This window comes from Rhizobium sp. BIGb0125, assembly GCF_024810055.1.
Taxonomy (GTDB): domain Bacteria; phylum Pseudomonadota; class Alphaproteobacteria; order Rhizobiales; family Rhizobiaceae; genus Agrobacterium.
In genome coordinates, this window is the sequence record NZ_JANUDV010000003.1 from 21,558 (window position 1) to 39,269 (window position 17,712).

Here is a 17,712-nt window from a genome sequence, read left to right on the forward strand (position 1 = left end):
TTTTCGCAACATAGATAAAGTCCATGAAAAGAAGAACCGCTCTTGCATTGATCGCATCCCTCCCATTGGCACACAGCGTGCGGGCACAGTCCTCTGGCGGAACGACTGCGCCCTTGGCCAGTCCTGCCACAGCAGCCCGCCTGGACCCTGTCCTTCGCCAGGCACAGGAGCTTGCAACGTTAAAAACTGTTCTGGTCAGCGTTGATGGAAAACGGGTGGCCGAACGTGCCTATAACGGCAACGCCCTCAACGGTTCTGTTAACATCAAGTCGGCATCCAAATCTGTTGTCTCGGCGCTGGTCGGCATGGCGATAGACCGCAAGGTGCTGGAAAGTGCCGATCAGCCGATTGCCAGTGTATTGCGCAGCGAGTTTCCGCAAAACCCCGATCCAAGGCTGGAGCGGGTGACGATTGGCAATCTGCTGTCCATGCAGTCCGGTCTGGCACGGATGTCTGGCCCCAATTACGGCCGGTGGGTTGCCAGCCGCAACTGGGTAAGAACTGCACTTGGGTCCGGGTTCGACGGTGAACCGGGCGGTGGCATGTTGTACTCCACCGGGTCCACGCATCTTCTGTCTGCCATTTTGACCAAAGCCTCGGGTAAGAACACGCTGGCGCTGGCGCGAGAGTGGTTCCGGCCACTTGAAGATTTCAGGATCGGCGCCTGGGACCGCGATCCGCAGGGCATCTATCTCGGTGGAAACCAGATGGCGATGACGGCGCGTTCGCTGCTGGCCTTCGGTGAACTCTACCGCAATGGCGGCGTGACACCATCCGGAGACAGGCTAGTTTCGCAAAGCTGGATCGACCAATCGTGGACGCAGCGGACCAATTCCGTGTTTAATGGCGATGGCTACGGTTACTGCTGGTTCATGCGGGATATGGCGGGTGAAAAGACAATCTATGCCTGGGGTTTTGGTGGGCAGATGTTATACATCGTACCGTCACGAAAGCTCAGTGTCGTCATGACCTCGCGCGAGGATGCGCCATCTGCCAGAACCGGCTACCGCGACCAGTTGCACGGTCTTATGGAAAGTATCATTCAGGCCGTGTAGCGTGTGAAAATCACGCTGTTTGCGCCTGCCTTATTTTCCATGTTTCCGCCTATTTTCGTTTTTAATTTCAGGCATTAAAACCACTTTGAAACAGCATCAAGGGAATCAAATGGACCGTATGTTCAAACGCGCCTGTCTGACGGCAACTGCGCTTATTATGCTGGCTCCCGCCACACTTCATGCGCAAGACACCAAGACGGTGCCCTCCAGCCATACGCAAATGCAGCTTTCCTTTGCGCCGCTGGTCAAGCAGACCGCAGGCGCGGTGGTCAATGTCTATGCCGAGCGCATGGTGCAGCGGCGGGCCTCGCCCTTTGCCGGCGACCCATTCTTTGAACAGTTTTTTGGCCAGCAATTGCCAAACCGCAGTGAAAAGCAGTCTTCGCTCGGTTCTGGCGTGATCCTTGCCGCAAATGGCCTTGTCGTGACCAACAACCACGTCATTGAAGGTGCTGACGAGATCAAGGTTGCGCTGGCCGATGGCCGCGAGTTTGCCTCTAAGATCCTCCTGAAAGACGACCGGCTTGATCTGGCAGTTTTGAAGATTGACTCGAAAGAACAGTTCCCGGCCTTGTCACTTGGTAATTCGGATGCGGTTGAGGTGGGTGATCTGGTTCTGGCCATCGGTAACCCGTTTGGCGTCGGGCAGACGGTGACCAGCGGTATCGTTTCGGCCTTGGCGCGCAATCAGGTCGTACAGGGCGATTTCGGTTTCTTCATCCAGACGGATGCCTCGATCAACCCGGGTAACTCCGGTGGTGCGCTGATGAACATGAATGGCGAACTGATCGGCATCAACACCGCGATCTTCTCGCGTGGTGGCGGTTCCAACGGTATCGGTTTTGCCATTCCGGCCAACCTCGTGCGGGTATTCCTGGCGTCCGCTGAAAAGGGCGACGAGAGCTTCCAGCGTCCTTATGTCGGCGCGACCTTTGATCCGGTGACATCAGATGTGGCTGAGGCGCTTGGTCTCGACCGTGCCCGTGGTGCGCTGGTGGTTGGCGTGGTGAAGGATGGTCCGGCAGAAAAGGCAGGCATTGAGCCGGGGCAGGTGGTGATTGCGGTCGATGGTATTGCTGTCGAACATCCTGACGCACTGGGGTATCGCCTGACGACAGCCGGCATTGGCAAGTCTGCCAAGCTGACCGTTATCGACAAGGGCAAGAGCCGCGAGATTGAAATCGCGCTTGATACCGCACCGGAAACCAAGCCGCGCGATGAACGTATCATTGAAGGCCGCAATCCGTTTGCCGGTGCAAAGGTTGCCAATCTTTCGCCCAAGCTGGCGGATGAGTTGCGCATGCCAACCCAGGCGACCGGTGTGGTGGTGACGGATGTGGCCCGCGGTTCGCCGGCGTCCCGCGTCGGTTTCCGTCCAAAGGATGTTGTGCTGGTCATCAACGGCAATGACATCACCTCCACCAAGACGCTTGCCGACGCGATGGATCAAAACCCCGGTTTCTGGCGCGTTGAAATCATGCGCGATGGCCAGCGTATCCGGCAGTTCCTGCGGTAAAGAAATGCCTCTCCGCTTATGAAACGGTGACGGATTTACAGACGTCACCGCCCGGATACATTCGGCCAAGCGGAGAGGGGATTTTGCCCTGATGGGGCTTAAGATGATAATCTTGTTGAGTAACTGGCGGCTTCGGCCGCCGTCCTTATGAATGCAGTTTCGGAGGTGCGGGTGTCGCTGTTTGATCGGGAAATGCCACGACCGCTTGCAGAAGCCTTGCGTCCGAACACGCTTTCAGAAGTTGTCGGGCAGGATCACCTGTTGGCAGATGACGGCCCGATTGGCCGCATGGCCAAGTCAGGTGTGCTGTCATCCTTCATTTTGTGGGGGCCTCCCGGCGTCGGTAAAACCACCATTGCCAGAATTGTTGCCGCCGATGCGCAGGCGCAGTTCGTGCAGCTGTCTGCTGTCATGTCCGGTGTTGCCGATTTGCGCAAAGTGTTCGAGGAAGCCAAGAAAGAACGCACGCTCGGTCGGCAAACCATTCTGTTCATCGATGAGCTTCATCGCTTCAATCGCTCAACACAGGACGCGCTGTTGCCGCATGTTGAGAGCGGCCTGATCATTCTGGTGGGTGCCACCACAGAAAACCCAAGTTTTAGCCTGGTGGGCGCGTTGCTATCGCGTGCCCGTGTCTTCACCCTCAATCCGCTCGGTAAGGAGGCGTTGTCGCGTCTGCTTGAACGGGCCGAAGCGCATATCGGCAAACCGTTGCCGCTTGATGATGAGGCCAAGGAAAGCCTTTTCGATCTGGCTGATGGTGATGGTCGTTATTTTATCGGCATGGTCGAGGAGGTTCTGCGGGCTGGTGCGGGGCAACCACTGTCGCGCAGCGATCTGGCTTCCCTTCTGCAAAAGAGAATGCCGCTCTACGACAAGGCCAATGACGGTCACTACAATCTGTTGAGCTGCTTCCATAAAAGTCTGCGTGGCAGCGATGTGAATGCGGCGCTCTATTGGGCCGCCCGTATGATCGAGGGTGGTGAAGACCCGAATGTGCTGTTCCGGCGGCTGGCCTGTGCGGCGTCTGAAGATGTCGGTCTGGCGGATCCGCAAGCGTTGCAGCAGGTGATTACCGCATGGGAAGCCTTTGAGCGTATCGGCTGGCCCGAAGCACGGCTTTTCATGGCACAAGCTATCGTTTATGTCGCCACGGCTCCCAAATCCAATGCCGCGTACCGTGCCTTTGATGCGGCAACGGCACTTGCCCGGCAGACCGGGTCTGTGCCTCCGCCCAAAAACATCCTCAATGCCCCGACAAAGCTGATGAAGGAGCTAGGGTATCATGAGGGGTATAAATACGACCATGACTACCCGGATGCTTTTAGCGGCCAGTCATTCTTTCCGGCAGAACTGAGCGATCAAAATCTTGAGTTTTATCAGCCGAATGAACGCGGCTTTGAACGAGAGCTTTCGAAGCGGGTGCAGTTCTGGAGCAGGCGCAAAAGTCAGAAGCCTGAATAATGCTCAAACCGGGCCTTTACCGATAATGTCACTCACGACGCATGTCGTTTGAATAGTGCAATCGCGCGGGTTTACTTATTTGGCCGGGACTGGGCAACTCATGTCGCCTTCTTCGCATGACAGATAGCCGTTGAGGTCTTTGATCCGATTTTGCGTCAGTCCGTCCAGACATGAATTCTGAACGAATGGATAGACAGTTCCCTGTGCGACCATGGAGCTTGAAAAGCTGCATTCGCCATCTCGAAAAGCAATCCAGGCACGCTGTGCTGTCACGAGCAGCTTTGTCGTGTCCGCATCATCTTTCAGCCTCGTTTGTATCTGCTTGTAGAGTTTGTTGAGCTCTCCATCTGACTTTTCGAAGGCTTTCTGTGCGCACACATTCATCGCCGTCTGATCCGTCAGGTCGCCACAATTTTGGTCCGCGTAGGCAGGTGTGACGATCAAACCGATATATGCGGCTGCCAGAATAAATTTCATGCCGACCTCCCGATGTCGTAGCGTTTCACGTTGCAGAATAGAGGCTTTTGTACGCGCCGCAATGCCTTGTGATGGTGATGGTTGTCATCTCGTGAAGCTTGCTGCCCATGGACATCTGGCGAGTGGTGAGTGAGGTGGGACGTCGGGTAAACCGGCCTCCAAGATGCGCTTTACCCTACGTCCCACCCAGCGCCACCGGAGTGAGCAGCGTGATTAACCAACAATGGTGCGTTCGACGCGACATGTCTGGACAGGCTAAATTTATGAAGAGCGGCTCTTCCGGCAGCTTTTTGTGCTGGGCAGATCACTTAGCCGCAGGCAGATCATCAGGATGCCTTGCGCTGTACCTGCTGGGGTATGGCAGGCAGCATTTTGACCGAGGATTCTGCCAGAGCGGCATGGCCTTCCATATCAACGATCAGGTGCCAGTGCGCGCTTTCGGGAATAGCAATGCGAACAGGTGATTTCTTGGCGACACCGCCGAGATACTTGAAATCAAGCAGTTCAGTAAACCGCTGATAGTTCACAGCGGTCATCAGCCGGACATTGTTGACGCCGTTAAGGCTCACTTCAATTGTCGAACCTGCGCGGAGTTCTTTCAGGTCGTAATGGGTAAAGCGGAAGCTTGGCTTTGCCATTTTATTACTCGTGTCTGCTTGCAATCGTTAGGTCCTATCATCGTAAGCGCGGATCATTAACGAGGTCTTTATATGACAGGGCAGGCCGGGCTTTTGTGCCGGTCTGGCACAGAAATAGGCCAGCAAACGTCGATTACTGGTCGCTTAAAGTACCAATTACCCGGTTTTGACGCAGGTAAAAATTACCTGTCATAATTTGTATTTTTGTGCGTTGCGGTATCAATATTTACAGTTGCTTGCATTCTGCAGTGTTTATTTTTGTGTTTGTTTGGCTGCGGCGTATTACTTATGTCTAATTTAAATTTATTCATAATAAATGTTTCCGGATGATCACTTTATCTATCGAAATATATTCAAGTGGTCCGACATATGAAAAACACAACGATATCCATGCGCTTTTATATGCTTGTCGCTTTGTTTCTTACGCTGCTGGCGGCTGCTTTAACATTTAGCCTGTTTGAAAGTTACCGCGGAATGGAGCGGGAGCGGAAGGCAGGACTTGAATCCCTGAACCACACCGCTATCGCTATTCTTGAGCAATACTACAAAATGGAGCAGAGCGGCGCTTTGACCCGTGAAGCCGCTCAGGAGCAGGCCAAGGCAACGATTGCCACCATGCGCTACGGCAAGGGCAGTGGTTACTTCTGGATCAATGACATGGTGCCGACCATGGTCATGCACCCTATCAAGCCTGAAATGAATGGCAAGAACCTGACCGGTGACAAGGACCCGAATGGCAAGTTCCTATTCGTGGAATTCGTTAAAACCGTTCAGGCCAGCGGGCAGGGCTTTGTCGACTATTACTGGCCAAAGCCGGGTTCGCCTGATCCGGTCGAGAAGTTCTCACATGTGGCCGGCTTTACGCCATGGGGCTGGGTTATCGGCACCGGCGTTTACGTTGATGACCTTGCTGCGATCTTCTGGAAGGAAGCCCAGCTTTATATTGCCATCTGCGTCATCGGCTCGGCCGCCATCATTGCTGGCGCCTATTTTATCGTCCGCAGCGTCACCGCGCCAATCGCCCGCGTTCGTGACGTAATGACAAGCATTGCTGACGGCAATGGCGCTGTTGATGTACCGTTCCTGGATCGCACCAATGAAATTGGCTCCATGGCCAAGACCTTGCTGGTGCTGCGCGATTCCGTCAATGAACGCAGCGCCTTGCAGCAGCGCGAAGTTGCCCAGCAAAAGCAGATAGAAGAGGCCCGGCACGGTAATGAGTTGGCGCTGCGCTCGGTGTCGGAGAAGCAGGCCTATGCCATGGACGCCCTCGGTTCTGCGCTGGAGCGTCTTTCCAATGGTGATCTGACTGTGCATGTCGGCGATATCGGTGTCGAATATGCGAAGCTACGCGCTGATTTCAACAAGGCGTCCAGTGCACTGCATCAGGTCATTTCTTCGATTTCGCGCACCAGCCACGTGGTCAGTGACAGTGCTAGCGACATCAATGAGGCAACGGGCAACCTGTCGCGTCGTACCGAACAGCAGGCGGCCGCACTGGAAGAAACCGCTGCGGCGCTGGATGAAATCACCGCCACCGTTCGCACTGCATCGGACCGTGCCAATGAAGCGCGCACCATGGTGGGTGAGACCAAGCTGAGCGCTGGTCGCTCAGGTGATATCGTTCGCAATGCCGTTGATGCCATGGGCCGCATCGAGGACTCGTCGCGCCAGATCAACCAGATCATCAGCGTTATCGACGAGATTGCTTTCCAGACCAATCTGCTGGCGCTGAATGCCGGTGTCGAAGCCGCACGTGCCGGTGAGGCCGGTCGTGGTTTTGCCGTGGTGGCCCAGGAAGTGCGTGAACTTGCGCAGCGTTCCGCAAATGCTGCCAAAGAAATCAAGACGCTGATCAACAGCTCTGCCAATGAAGTTGAAAACGGCGTGTCGCTGGTGCGTTCCACCGGTGAGGCGTTGGTAGAGATCGTCAAGCTGGTCAACCGGGTGGATGAACATGTCAATACCATTGCCACTGCTGCCCGCGAACAGGCAACTGGCCTGCATGAGATCAACACCTCCGTCAACCACATGGACCAGATGACCCAGCAGAATGCGGCAATGGTGGAGGAAACCACGGCTGCAAGCCAGACGCTGGCCAATGAAAGCCGTGAATTGCGCTCTCTGCTATCAGGTTTCGTGCTGGAGCAGGAGCGTTATGGCGCAACGTCGCGCGCCGCCTGACACTGGTTTCGACACAGGAAAAAGGCGGCTTTTGCCGCCTTTTTTGTTTGTCCTAAATTATGCCGGGTGGATTTACGGTCGGGGTCGAAAGGTTTCGTTTACCTCGTTTCGTTAATATTTTAGCGATTGCCGCATTGTGCGGCCGCAGAAGTGGTTATCGTATGGCGTTTATTTCCCTTCCGCGCCGCCCAGTGGCGTTGCTCATGATCTCGACGGTATTGACGGCCTGCTCGGCAGAGGGTCTGGTGCCGCCTGCGTCGATTGACGGCACCACGCGTGTGGGTGCGATTCAGCCATCCCGTGAACCTGCGCGGCAGGCTTATCCCGCCAATGGTGTCGCCTCTGCCGGTTCGGCCATGCACATGAATGACGGCACGTATCGTGAGCCGCAGATGTTGTCGGCGCCAACGCAGCAGCCTTTGCCGCGCATAGACAGCGAAGAGGCCATGGGTGTCTCCTCGGCGTCGAATGGAAATCCCGCCAATGGATCGCTTGGCGTGCTGCGCACGTCGCAGGATGGCGTCAACATGGATGCGATGCTCGGCGTAGAGCCGGTTACAGGTCTTGCCGAAGAACAGCAAAACCAGATTGGCGACAATCAGCTGGCCGAAGGCATAACCAACCAGCCAGTTGTGGACGGCATTGGCACTGACAATCCGGTACAGACGAGTGGTAACGTTTTGCCTGCCGGCTGGGGCATGCCATCGCGGGCAGCGGCGTCTCCACGCCCGCAATCATCTGGTCAGCCGGTACAGGACGTGGCGATGTTGATGCCGCAGAACCCGGCGCAGTCAAACCGTTCTTCCGCGCCTCCTGGTATGATGCCGCAGTCGGAAGTGGCCTGCCGGTCGGAGCTTCGTCGTCTGGGTGTGTCCTTCCGTGACGTTGCTCGTATTGCCGACGGCCCGACCTGCGGTATCGATTACCCGCTGGAGCTCAATGGTCTCGCCAGCGGTGTGGCGATCAAACCTGCGGTCAAGCTCAACTGCCAGGTGACGCTTGCCTTTGCCAAATGGGTAAAGTTCGAACTCGTGCCGTCGTCGCGTTTCCGCTACATGTCCGGTGTCGGGCGCATTACGCCGATGGGCGGTTATTCCTGCCGCAAGATGAATTCGCGTGCCAGCAATCCGTGGTCTGAACATGCCAAGGGCAATGCCATCGATATCGGCACAATCACGTTGAAGAACGGCAAGGAAATCGATGTTCGCAAAAAGGGCTTCTTTGCCTTCCGCGAAAAGGGTCTGTTGAAAGCGGTACGCAGCGACAGCTGCAAATATTTCTCGACGGTGCTTGGGCCTGGCAGTGACAAGGACCACTGGAACCATTTCCACTTTGATCTGCGCACCCGCAAATCCGGTTATCGCCACTGCGACTAACGTAATGCGGTACAGAAGTTTGCTGCGATCTTGCGATAATGACATGCTTTCGAGGTTATAAAAAAATGCCGGCGCTGAGGCCGGCATCATGATGAGGCAGTGACGCGGGGTGTCGCTGCCGCTGAAATGATAAAACCAATAATCCGTGACGACATTCAAAACACATTCGCCACCGAATATATTTTCGTACTGAAACTTCGCAGTCGTACCGCAAGCCTGATCAGTGTGCTTGCGACGGATGTTCTATACGGTAAGAGCATCACATATTGATGACAGTCCTTGCCCCGTTTCCTTGAAAACAAGTTTTTCAAAATTCCAGATATCAGGAGAGTACCGTGCCGCCTGTCACCGAGATTGCCATGTTTGCCGCAGCCCTCGCCACGGCAGGAGTTGTTGCCGGTTTGCTGGCCGGTTTGTTCGGCATTGGCGGCGGTGCGGTTCTGGTGCCGGTGTTTTACCATGTGTTTGGCCTGCTGGATGTGCCGGAGGCGGTGCGCATGCATCTGTCACTTGGAACGTCGCTGGCCATCATCGTTCCGACATCCATTCGCTCGTTCATGACGCATAAGCAGAAAGGTGCCGTTGATACCGCGCTGCTGAAAGGCTGGATTATCGCGGTGCCGCTCGGCACGCTGATTGCCTCGGCCATTGCTGCCTATGCGTCCAGTGTTGCGCTGCGGCTGATCTTTGCCTGTATTGCGCTGGTGCTGGCCTTCCGCATGATTGCCAACCGCTCAAGCTGGCATCTGGGCAATGATCTGCCGCCAAACCCGGCCAAGTTTCTGGTTGGCACATCAATCGGCATTCTCTCAGGCCTAATGGGTGTTGGTGGCGGTGTGCTCAACAATACCTTCATGACGCTCTATGGTCGCTCCATCCATCAGGCGGTTGCCACGTCTTCCGGTGTCGGTGTGCTGATTTCGCTGCCGGGTCTTGCCGGTTACATCTGGGCGGGGTGGGGTGCTGCCGGTTTGCCACCGCTATCGACCGGTTACATCAACTGGATCGCGGTCGCATTGCTGATCCCGATCACGCTGATTGTTGCACCCTATGGTGCGCGGCTGGCACACGCGCTGAGCAAAAAGCAGCTGGAGCGCGCGTTCGGCGTGTTTCTGGTCGTTGTCGCGGCGCAGTTTTTCTACAGCGTGTATGGTTGAGATGATCGCTATGCGATGATTTCGTGTCAGGGTGGTTTTGCGCGATACGAAGCCCTATATGGCAATCGACAATCTATCCTGCGAAAGAATCATCATGAATGCCATTGTTTCGATCCGGAACCTGACGAAAACCTATGCCAATGGGTTTCAGGCGCTGAAGGGCGTCAATCTCGACATCATTGAAGGTGAAATCCTGGCGCTGCTTGGGCCGAATGGTGCCGGCAAAACGACGCTGATTTCCATTATTTGCGGCCTTGTGAACCCCGGCGATGGCCAGGTTCTGGTGGCGGGCCATGACGTGGTGCGCGAGTTTCGCAAGACCCGCGAACTGATTGGCCTCGTGCCACAGGAACTGACAACCGACCAGTTTGAAACGGTGTGGAACACGGTCAGCTTCTCACGGGGTTTGCACGGCAAGAAAAGCAATCCGGAGCTGATCGAAAGCATTCTGAAATCGCTGTCGCTCTGGGAAAAACGCAACAACATGCTGCGTGAACTATCCGGCGGCATGAAGCGTCGCGTTCTGATTGCCAAGGCGTTGGCGCATGAACCGAAGGTGCTGTTCCTGGATGAACCAACGGCGGGTGTCGACGTGGCGCTGCGCCGTGACATGTGGCGGGTGGTCGAAAAACTCCGTGCCAATGGCGTCACCATCATTTTGACCACCCACTATATTGAAGAGGCCGAAGAAATTGCCGACCGGGTTGGCGTCATCAATGGCGGTGAGTTGTTGCTGGTGGAAGAAAAGACGGCCCTGATGCGCAAGCTTGGCCGCAAGCAGCTGTCGCTTGAACTGACGACGCCGATAACAGTCATTCCCGACAGTCTTGGTTCGTTCAACCTGCTGCTGTCTGCCGATGGCTCCTGCCTGACCTATGAATATGACGGCAATGGCGAGCAGGGGCGTATTGCCGGTCTGCTGTCGATGCTGTCGGCCGAAAACATCCAGTTTCGCGATATCTCAACACGGCAAAGCTCTCTGGAAGATATATTCGTGGCACTTTTGGAGGACGCGAAATGAATTTTGAAGCGGTCAAATCCATCTATCTGTTTGAAATGGCGCGGACGCGCCGCACGCTTCTGCAAAGTGTCGTGTCTCCCGTCATCTCGACATCGCTTTATTTCATTGTTTTCGGAACGGCGATCGGTTCGCGGATTCAAGAGGTTGGTGGCGTTTCCTACGGTGCCTTCATCACGCCAGGCCTGATCATGCTGACGCTGTTGACCCAGTGTATTGGCAACGGTTCCTTTGGTATCTATTTCCCGAAATTCACCGGCACCGTCTATGAGATCCTCTCGGCTCCGGTGTCGATGGTGGAGATCCTGCTCGGTTATGTCGGAGCGGCGGCCACCAAGGGGTTGATGATCGGGACGATCATCCTGATCACCGCATCATTCTTCGTGGATATATCGATTGCCCATCCCGGCATGATGGTGCTGTTCTTTGTGCTGACGGCGGTCAGTTTCAGCCTGTTCGGTTTTATCATTGGCATCTGGGCCACCAACTTCGAACAGCTGAACCTTATTCCGATGCTGGTGGTGCCACCGCTGACATTCCTCGGTGGCAGCTTCTATTCCATCGATATGTTGCCGCCATTCTGGCAGACTGTCAGCCACTTCAACCCGGTGCTTTATCTCATCAGCGGCTTCCGCTGGAGTTTTTATGAGATTGCCGATGTGAACCCTGTCATCAGCCTTGTGATGATCACGCTGTTCCTGTCGGCCTGCCTTGCGGTTGTCGGCTGGATTTTCCACACCGGCTACAAGCTGCGTAACTGACAGCCCGGTTCTGCGGTTTACCAGTCTCTAAGCCGCAGCTCATCGGTCTGCATTTGCAGGGAGCCGAGGGTAGACAGGAAGCTCATGCCCAGCAGGCTTTGGTCAAGTTGACCATCGCCTGCCACAAGGGCCGGAATGTTGGAGCGGGAAATCGGACCGATCGACAGTTCAGAAAGCATGGCATGGGCGGCAGTGGTGCGCCCATTCGCCGTCATGACGGTGACGGTATAATTCAGATTTTCCGGGTGCAGGCCAATCTTGCGGGCATCACTGGCTGACAGCACGACCGAGCTTGCGCCGGTGTCCACCAGCATATGTACCGCGATGCCGTTGACCTGCGTATTGGCTTCAAAATGGCCATTCATCGATTTGTGCAGAATGATTTCCTGTCCGCCTTCGCTGGTGGTTACCACAACGGCGCGGCCCGGCATCAGGCCCGCCAGCAGGCGTTCGCCAAACCGGCGGAAATCATCGCGGTAAAGATAACCGGACACCAGTGCGAGAATGATGGCCAGCCAGATGGCGATCTGGCGCAGCACCAGCGGCAGGTTGCCGCGGCTGGCATTGAGAACGCCGACCGACAGAAGGCCCGCTATTGGCAGCAAATAGAGCAGGCGGCCGAACTGGTCGTTTTCAATTCCGAAGGTTTGGCCGGTGTCATTGTTGAGAATAAGCAGTGCAAGACCGATGCCCAGTACGACGAGAACAACCACCAAACGGCTCATGCAAATCGGCCTTTCACATATTCCATAAATGCTCACTCACAATATTTGTGTTTCAGTTCGTCAGGGCAAGGGTGCATAGCCAGACAATCACCGAGATTTGTTGTGTCGCGCCAATGGTGTCACCGGTATGGCCGTTGATCTTTTTCACCACGAAACCATTAAAAACAGTGATGGCAACGGCCACGGCAGCAAATGCCAACGTAAGTGCAAAGATGGAGACGAATGGCAGTGCCAGAACCGACGCAATCACCACTCCCGATATCACAGCGATGTTGCGGGCAGTGCTGTCCGGCTGACCGACCGATGATGCGAGCCCTTGCTGCCGCGCAGAGGGTGTTGCCGTCCAATGCCACACCATCAGGCCGCGGCTGAGCGCTGCCGCGCCCAGAAAGACCGCAGCGGCACCGACGGGTGTTAGCGTTTCACCAAGTGTCATCAGTGCGGCTGCCCGCAGGCCAAAGGAAAAGAACAGCGCAACGGAACCGTAGGTGCCAAGGCGGCTGTCTTTCATGATCTCGATGATACGGTCGCCGGTGCGGCCGCTGCCGAGACCATCGGCCGTATCGGCAAAACCATCCTCATGCAGTGCGCCTGTTGAAAAAACCATAACTGCCAGTGTTATCATGCTGGCGAGAAGCGGTTTGGCGTCCAGTGACAGCAAGATCAACAACACCAGAGCGGCGGGCAGGGCAATCAGCAGACCTGCAAAGGCAAAGGTGCGAGACAGGCGGACCATCTTGCCGTCATAACCGTCAAAGAAGTGCTGCGGCACCGGAAAGCGTCCAAGAAAACCAACGGCTCTTGCCAGATCGGTTATGAACGCGTTGATGTCCATGATGCAGTTCCTGTCTTGACGGAATTCAAAAGGGGCGATTTCCGGTTGTTCCTGAAACATTCCCCGACTATGAGAGGGGCAACAAAGACTGATTTGCCGGAAAATTACAAGTTTCCGGAATGAACGAGGAAGATTGATATCATGAGCATGAGCGGCCTGCCTTTCGACGATTTTCGTACGCTGCTGCGCGATCTGCCCGGTCCCTCGACCCATGCGCTGGTTGACGCCAAGGAGCGTAACGCCAAGCTGACCAAACCGGCCGGTTCTCTCGGTCGGCTGGAAGAAATTGCCATGTGGCTTGCCGCATGGACGGGACGGGCACCGTCCGTCACCCGTCCGCTGGTGGCGATCTTTGCCGGCAACCACGGCGTTACCAAACATGGTGTCACCCCTTATCCTTCTTCCGTGACCCAGCAGATGGTCGAGAATTTTGCAGCCGGTGGTGCGGCGATCAACCAGATCTGCGTCAGCAATGACCTTGGCTTGAAGATCTTCGATCTGGCACTGGATTATCCTACCGGTGACATTACCTGTGAAGCGGCTCTTTCCGAGCGTGACTGCGCCGCCACCATGGCTTTTGGCATGGAAGCGATTGCCGGTGGCACCGACTTGCTGTGCATTGGTGAAATGGGCATTGGCAACACCACGATTGCGGCAGCTATCAACCTGGCACTTTACGGTGGCACGGCTGAAGACTGGACCGGTCCCGGCACCGGGTCCGAAGGTGACGTCATGGCGCGCAAGATTGCTGCCGTCAAAGCCGCCGTCGAATTCCACAAGGACCATCTGTCTGACCCGCTTGAAATCATGCGCCGTCTTGGCGGTCGTGAAATTGCGGCGATGGCTGGTGCCATTCTGGCGGCACGCATGGAAAAGATCCCCGTGCTGATCGATGGTTATGTCGCGACAGCGTCTGCGGCCCTTCTCAAGGCCATGAACCCGTCCGCACTCGACCACTGCCTGATTGGCCATGTGTCGGGTGAACCGGGCCATCTTGCTGCCGTTGAAAAGCTGGGCAAAACACCGCTTCTGGCACTTGGCATGCGGCTGGGTGAGGGTACCGGCGCTGCACTTGCTGCCGGCATCGTCAAGGCCGCTGCCGCCTGCCATTCCGGCATGGCAACATTTGATGCCGCTGGCGTTTCCAACCGCAGCTGAAGTGAAGACCGCTGAATGACAAAACCACAATCAACCGACAAGCCGGCAGCTTTCGTGAAGGAAAAGGGTATCAGGCATTTGTTTGCTGCCCTGCGCTACTCCGTTCAGGGGCTTCAACGCCTGTGGCAGGAAGCTGCATTCCGCCACGAGGTTATTCTGCTGTTTGCAGGTCTGGTGCTGTTTGCAGTGATTGGTGCACCCTTCGTGCACTATCTGATTTTTGTCATACTGATGTTGCTGATGGTGGCTTTTGAGGCCATCAATACCGCGATCGAAGAACTGGTTGACCGTATTTCGCCGGAGATTTCATCGGTCGGTCGCCACGCAAAGGACCTCGGTTCACTTGCGGTCTTCTGCCTTATCCTGATCAATGCCGGATTTGTCGTTTACGCACTGGTCGTCAACCTGTTTCCGGGCTGACGATCTTAGGCGAATGAGCGTTTGCGCGGCTGGACTGCCTGCGTGTCTTCAACGGCAGGCAGGCTCTGCAGCACGCGTTTGGCCGGAAGAATGGCGATGACTTCCGTTCCCTCACGCAGTTTCGATTTCAGAATGAATTGGCCATCATGTTTGGCCAGAATGGCCTGTACGATCGGCAGACCAAGACCGGTGCCCTGTTCGGCACTTTTAATGGCAATCGATCCCTGACCGAATGCTGACAGCACGACCGGGATTTCTTCCTCGGGAATACCGGGGCCATTGTCCTTGATGGAAATGTATTGGCCGCCACCGGCGGTCCAGCCGACCTTCATCATGATTTCACCGCCCTGCGGGGTAAACTTCACGGCGTTGGACATCAGGTTCAGAACCACCTGACGGATAGCCTTTTCATCGGCCCAGACCAGCGGCAGGCTGCTTTCGAACTGCTGGGCAATGGAAATGTTCTTGGCGCGGGCACGAAGCTGGATCATGCCGATGCAATCTTCTGCCAGATCCAGCAGCGACATGGTTTCTTCATGCAGGTCGTAACGACCGGCTTCGATGCGCGACAGGTCGAGGATTTCATTGATCAGGTCGAGCAGATGTTTGCCGGACCGATGAATGTCGCCCGAATATTCCTTGTAGAGCGGGTTGTTGAGTGGCCCCAGAACCTCCGTTGCCATCACTTCGGAGAAACCGAGAATGGCGTTGAGTGGGGTACGCAGCTCATGCGACATGGAGGCCAGGAAGCGCGACTTGGCAAGGTTTGCCTCTTCAGCGCGGCGGCGGGCCTCGTCTGACATGGACTTTGCCACTTCAAGCTCGGCAATCAGATCGTCCTTTTCCGATTGGAAGGACAAAAGCTTGATGTTGGACTTGGCAAGCCGGTCAGTGAGGTAATGGAAAAACAGCATGGCAACGATGAACATCGCAGCAACGCTGATGCCAGTAACAGAACGCGATGTGGCCGCCACGATAATCAGTGCTGTCAAAACCGGCAGGAATGTCATCATTGCCGCACGCGGCAGCATGGCATTCGACATGGAGATGATTGCCAGCGCAATCAGCAGGGTCGCGCCCTTGAAGAACAGGAAATAGGCGGGTTGTACCGCAGGCGGTGCTTCATAGGCGGCGATGTAGGCCCAGACGCAGCCGGTAATAATCTGGATTGCCAGGAAGATATTGTGCCACCGGGTGGTGGAAATGGCCGTCAGTTCCTGCTTGTTGGCCCGTTTGGCAGCAATCAGCGACACAGCGTGAATGCCAAGCGCACAGATGGCCCAAGCCACAAGATTGGCTTCGCGTGTTAAATACACACCCAAACCTGTGACCAACACAATGAAAAGCGGCATGATCGTTGCGCCGTGCAGTGCTGTGCTTATATGCATTTCCAGCATGTCACGGTCAAAGGTGTGATTTCCGCCCTGACCATATTGCAAGCGTTCGCGTGTCAACTTCACTGCCTTCGCCACCGCCTTGTTACGGTGCGTTTTGGAGCGGTCGACAATGTTCTTGTCTGTTGATGTGCTGACGCTTTTACTCATTGATACAACAGGAATGACACGAATGGCTGAAACACTAACCGCGAAATCTTAAGAAGATGCTGCTGTGAAACTATTTGTTTGCCATTTGTGAAAAGGATTTGTTGGCATATGAGACAAAACAAGGGCAGGCGGTTGGCTTTTTTGCGCGACGGAATTGTGCTGATTGCCATTTTTCTGCTGGGAATTCTGATTGCTGCCAAGCTGGACAGCGACAACATGCAGCGGCATGCTGGAGCCTATTATGTCATTGACGGTGATACGCTGGCGCTGAACGGAAAACGTTTCCGTCTGCTGGGTATCGATGCGCCTGAACTTGACCAGCAATGCCAGCGCAATGGTTCTGACTGGCCCTGCGGGCAGGCCGCCAAACAGGCGCTGGCCAGCCTGGTTTCTGTCGGACTGGAATGCCGTGGCAATGACATGGATCGATATCAGCGTTTGCTCGTCCGGTGTTTCCTGGATGGTCAGGATGTGGCGGCTGAAATGGTGCGCCGGGGACTGGCCGTGCGGACAGAACATTTTCTGTTTTCGGACGAGGAAAGCGAAGCAAAGGCCAGTGGGCTTGGCCTGTGGGCAGGGGCGTTCGAAGCGCCGGCCAATTGGCGCAAGTTGCGCAAGACGGCGGAAATGGACGTACCATTGTCCGGTTTCCTTGCGGCGGTTCGCCATCTGCTTGGCTGGGAGTGAGTGTGAGTGCCTGACATCAGGGACAAGGATCTGGATATCTTAAGGGCCGAGATTGGCGCCTGTCGTATCTGTCGCGACACGCCGGCGCGCGGTGAGGCCTATCGCTTGCCGCATGAGCCGCGTCCGGTGGCGGTGATTTCCTCCAAGGCGCGTATCCTGATTGCCGGTCAGGCGCCGGGGCTTCGGGTTCATGAAAGCGGACTGCCATTCAATGACGCGTCGGGTGATCGGCTGCGCAACTGGCTGTCTGTCGACCGCGACCAGTTTTACAATCGTGACCTGTTCACCATCGTGCCTATGGGGTTCTGTTTTCCCGGTTACGATGCCAAGGGTAGCGACCTGCCACCGCGCAAGGAATGTGCACCGTTCTGGCGTCAGCGGGTGATGGATGCCATGCCACAGATAGAGCTGGTTCTGGCGATTGGCGGTTATGCGCAGGCCTGGCACATGGGCAAAACGCGCAATGGCAATGTCACGGAAACGGTACGCGACTGGCGCACGACATTTTTCAGGAATGAGGGCATTCGTATGCTGCCAATGCCGCATCCAAGCTGGCGCAATACAGCCTGGATACGGAAAAATCCATGGTTTGAAGAGGACCTGTTGCCAGTTTTGCGACAGTCTGTTGAAATGCTAATTAAGTGAAAAATTTTTCTGTTTTTTTCTTTTGGATCGTGTATCTAAAGGAAAATAATTC

Annotated in this window: 17 protein-coding genes; 12 read left to right on the forward strand and 5 right to left on the reverse strand. The window is 55.6% G+C overall.

The annotated features are described in order from the left end of the window. The first annotated feature begins 23 nt into the window (after nt 1-23). From M2418_RS08260 to M2418_RS08270, 3 genes are all read left to right on the forward strand, one after another. On the forward strand, nt 24-1,055 hold the full coding sequence (locus M2418_RS08260; RefSeq protein ID WP_259145941.1) for a serine hydrolase: 1,032 nt from the start codon (nt 24-26) through the stop codon (nt 1,053-1,055). A 109-nt stretch (nt 1,056-1,164) separates the two neighbouring features. Beyond that, a complete protein-coding gene (locus M2418_RS08265) occupies nt 1,165-2,571 on the forward strand; it encodes a DegQ family serine endoprotease (RefSeq protein ID WP_259145942.1) in 1,407 nt (468 codons plus the stop codon). Between the two features lie 147 nt (nt 2,572-2,718). Then, complete coding sequence (locus M2418_RS08270) at nt 2,719-4,035, forward strand: replication-associated recombination protein A (RefSeq protein WP_259145943.1); 1,317 nt, start codon at nt 2,719-2,721, stop codon at nt 4,033-4,035. A gap of 75 nt (nt 4,036-4,110) precedes the next feature. On the opposite strand, the gene M2418_RS08275 is transcribed toward M2418_RS08270, so the two are convergent. Then, on the reverse strand, nt 4,111-4,512 hold the full coding sequence (locus M2418_RS08275) for a lysozyme inhibitor LprI family protein (RefSeq protein ID WP_250981766.1): 402 nt from the start codon (nt 4,510-4,512) through the stop codon (nt 4,111-4,113). 326 nt (nt 4,513-4,838) lie between these two features. Beyond that, nucleotides 4,839-5,150, reverse strand: a complete 312-nt coding sequence (locus M2418_RS08280; protein WP_192488662.1) for a DUF1883 domain-containing protein — start codon at nt 5,148-5,150, stop codon at nt 4,839-4,841. A 369-nt stretch (nt 5,151-5,519) separates the two neighbouring features. On the opposite strand from M2418_RS08280, the gene M2418_RS08285 reads away from it, so the two are divergent. From M2418_RS08285 to M2418_RS08305, 5 genes are all read left to right on the forward strand, one after another. Continuing rightward, entirely contained in the window at nt 5,520-7,334 is a 1,815-nt protein-coding gene (locus M2418_RS08285) for a methyl-accepting chemotaxis protein (protein WP_259145944.1), read from the forward strand. 161 nt (nt 7,335-7,495) lie between these two features. Beyond that, entirely contained in the window at nt 7,496-8,710 is a 1,215-nt protein-coding gene (locus M2418_RS08290; protein ID WP_259145946.1) for an extensin family protein, read from the forward strand. A 335-nt stretch (nt 8,711-9,045) separates the two neighbouring features. Next, nucleotides 9,046-9,867, forward strand: coding sequence for a sulfite exporter TauE/SafE family protein (locus tag M2418_RS08295; protein WP_192488665.1), 822 nt, complete (start codon nt 9,046-9,048; stop codon nt 9,865-9,867). A 94-nt stretch (nt 9,868-9,961) separates the two neighbouring features. Continuing rightward, nucleotides 9,962-10,888 carry an ABC transporter ATP-binding protein gene (locus tag M2418_RS08300; protein ID WP_192488883.1) on the forward strand — a complete coding sequence of 309 codons (927 nt, stop codon included), beginning with the start codon at nt 9,962-9,964 and terminating at the stop codon, nt 10,886-10,888. Continuing rightward, entirely contained in the window at nt 10,885-11,646 is a 762-nt protein-coding gene (locus tag M2418_RS08305) for an ABC transporter permease (RefSeq protein WP_250981763.1), read from the forward strand. The genes M2418_RS08300 and M2418_RS08305 overlap by 4 nt, the downstream gene beginning before the upstream one ends. A 17-nt stretch (nt 11,647-11,663) precedes the next feature. On the opposite strand, the gene M2418_RS08310 is transcribed toward M2418_RS08305, so the two are convergent. Together M2418_RS08310 and M2418_RS08315 are read right to left on the reverse strand one after the other, a co-directional pair. Next, nucleotides 11,664-12,371, reverse strand: a complete 708-nt coding sequence (locus M2418_RS08310) for a TIGR02281 family clan AA aspartic protease (RefSeq protein ID WP_250981762.1) — start codon at nt 12,369-12,371, stop codon at nt 11,664-11,666. Between the two features lie 52 nt (nt 12,372-12,423). Beyond that, nucleotides 12,424-13,206 (reverse strand): adenosylcobinamide-GDP ribazoletransferase, encoded by a 783-nt coding sequence (locus M2418_RS08315; protein ID WP_259145949.1) that lies wholly within the window; start codon nt 13,204-13,206, stop codon nt 12,424-12,426. 141 nt (nt 13,207-13,347) lie between these two features. Here M2418_RS08315 and cobT point away from each other — a divergent pair, with 141 nt between their 5' ends. Next, nucleotides 13,348-14,364 (forward strand): nicotinate-nucleotide--dimethylbenzimidazole phosphoribosyltransferase, encoded by a 1,017-nt coding sequence (gene cobT, locus M2418_RS08320; protein WP_192488669.1) that lies wholly within the window; start codon nt 13,348-13,350, stop codon nt 14,362-14,364. Nucleotides 14,365-14,379: 15 nt separating this feature from the next. Next, a complete protein-coding gene (locus M2418_RS08325) occupies nt 14,380-14,784 on the forward strand; it encodes a diacylglycerol kinase (RefSeq protein ID WP_259145951.1) in 405 nt (134 codons plus the stop codon). A 5-nt stretch (nt 14,785-14,789) separates the two neighbouring features. Here the strand turns inward: M2418_RS08325 and M2418_RS08330 are convergent, their stop codons facing one another. Further along, a complete protein-coding gene (locus tag M2418_RS08330; protein ID WP_250981758.1) occupies nt 14,790-16,328 on the reverse strand; it encodes a HAMP domain-containing sensor histidine kinase in 1,539 nt (512 codons plus the stop codon). A 108-nt stretch (nt 16,329-16,436) separates the two neighbouring features. Between M2418_RS08330 and M2418_RS08335 the strand changes: the two genes are divergently transcribed. Both M2418_RS08335 and M2418_RS08340 read left to right on the forward strand, forming a co-directional pair. Beyond that, entirely contained in the window at nt 16,437-17,015 is a 579-nt protein-coding gene (locus tag M2418_RS08335; protein WP_259145953.1) for a thermonuclease family protein, read from the forward strand. Between the two features lie 6 nt (nt 17,016-17,021). Continuing rightward, nucleotides 17,022-17,660 carry a uracil-DNA glycosylase family protein gene (locus tag M2418_RS08340; protein ID WP_405049396.1) on the forward strand — a complete coding sequence of 213 codons (639 nt, stop codon included), beginning with the start codon at nt 17,022-17,024 and terminating at the stop codon, nt 17,658-17,660. Nucleotides 17,661-17,712: the final 52 nt, after the last annotated feature.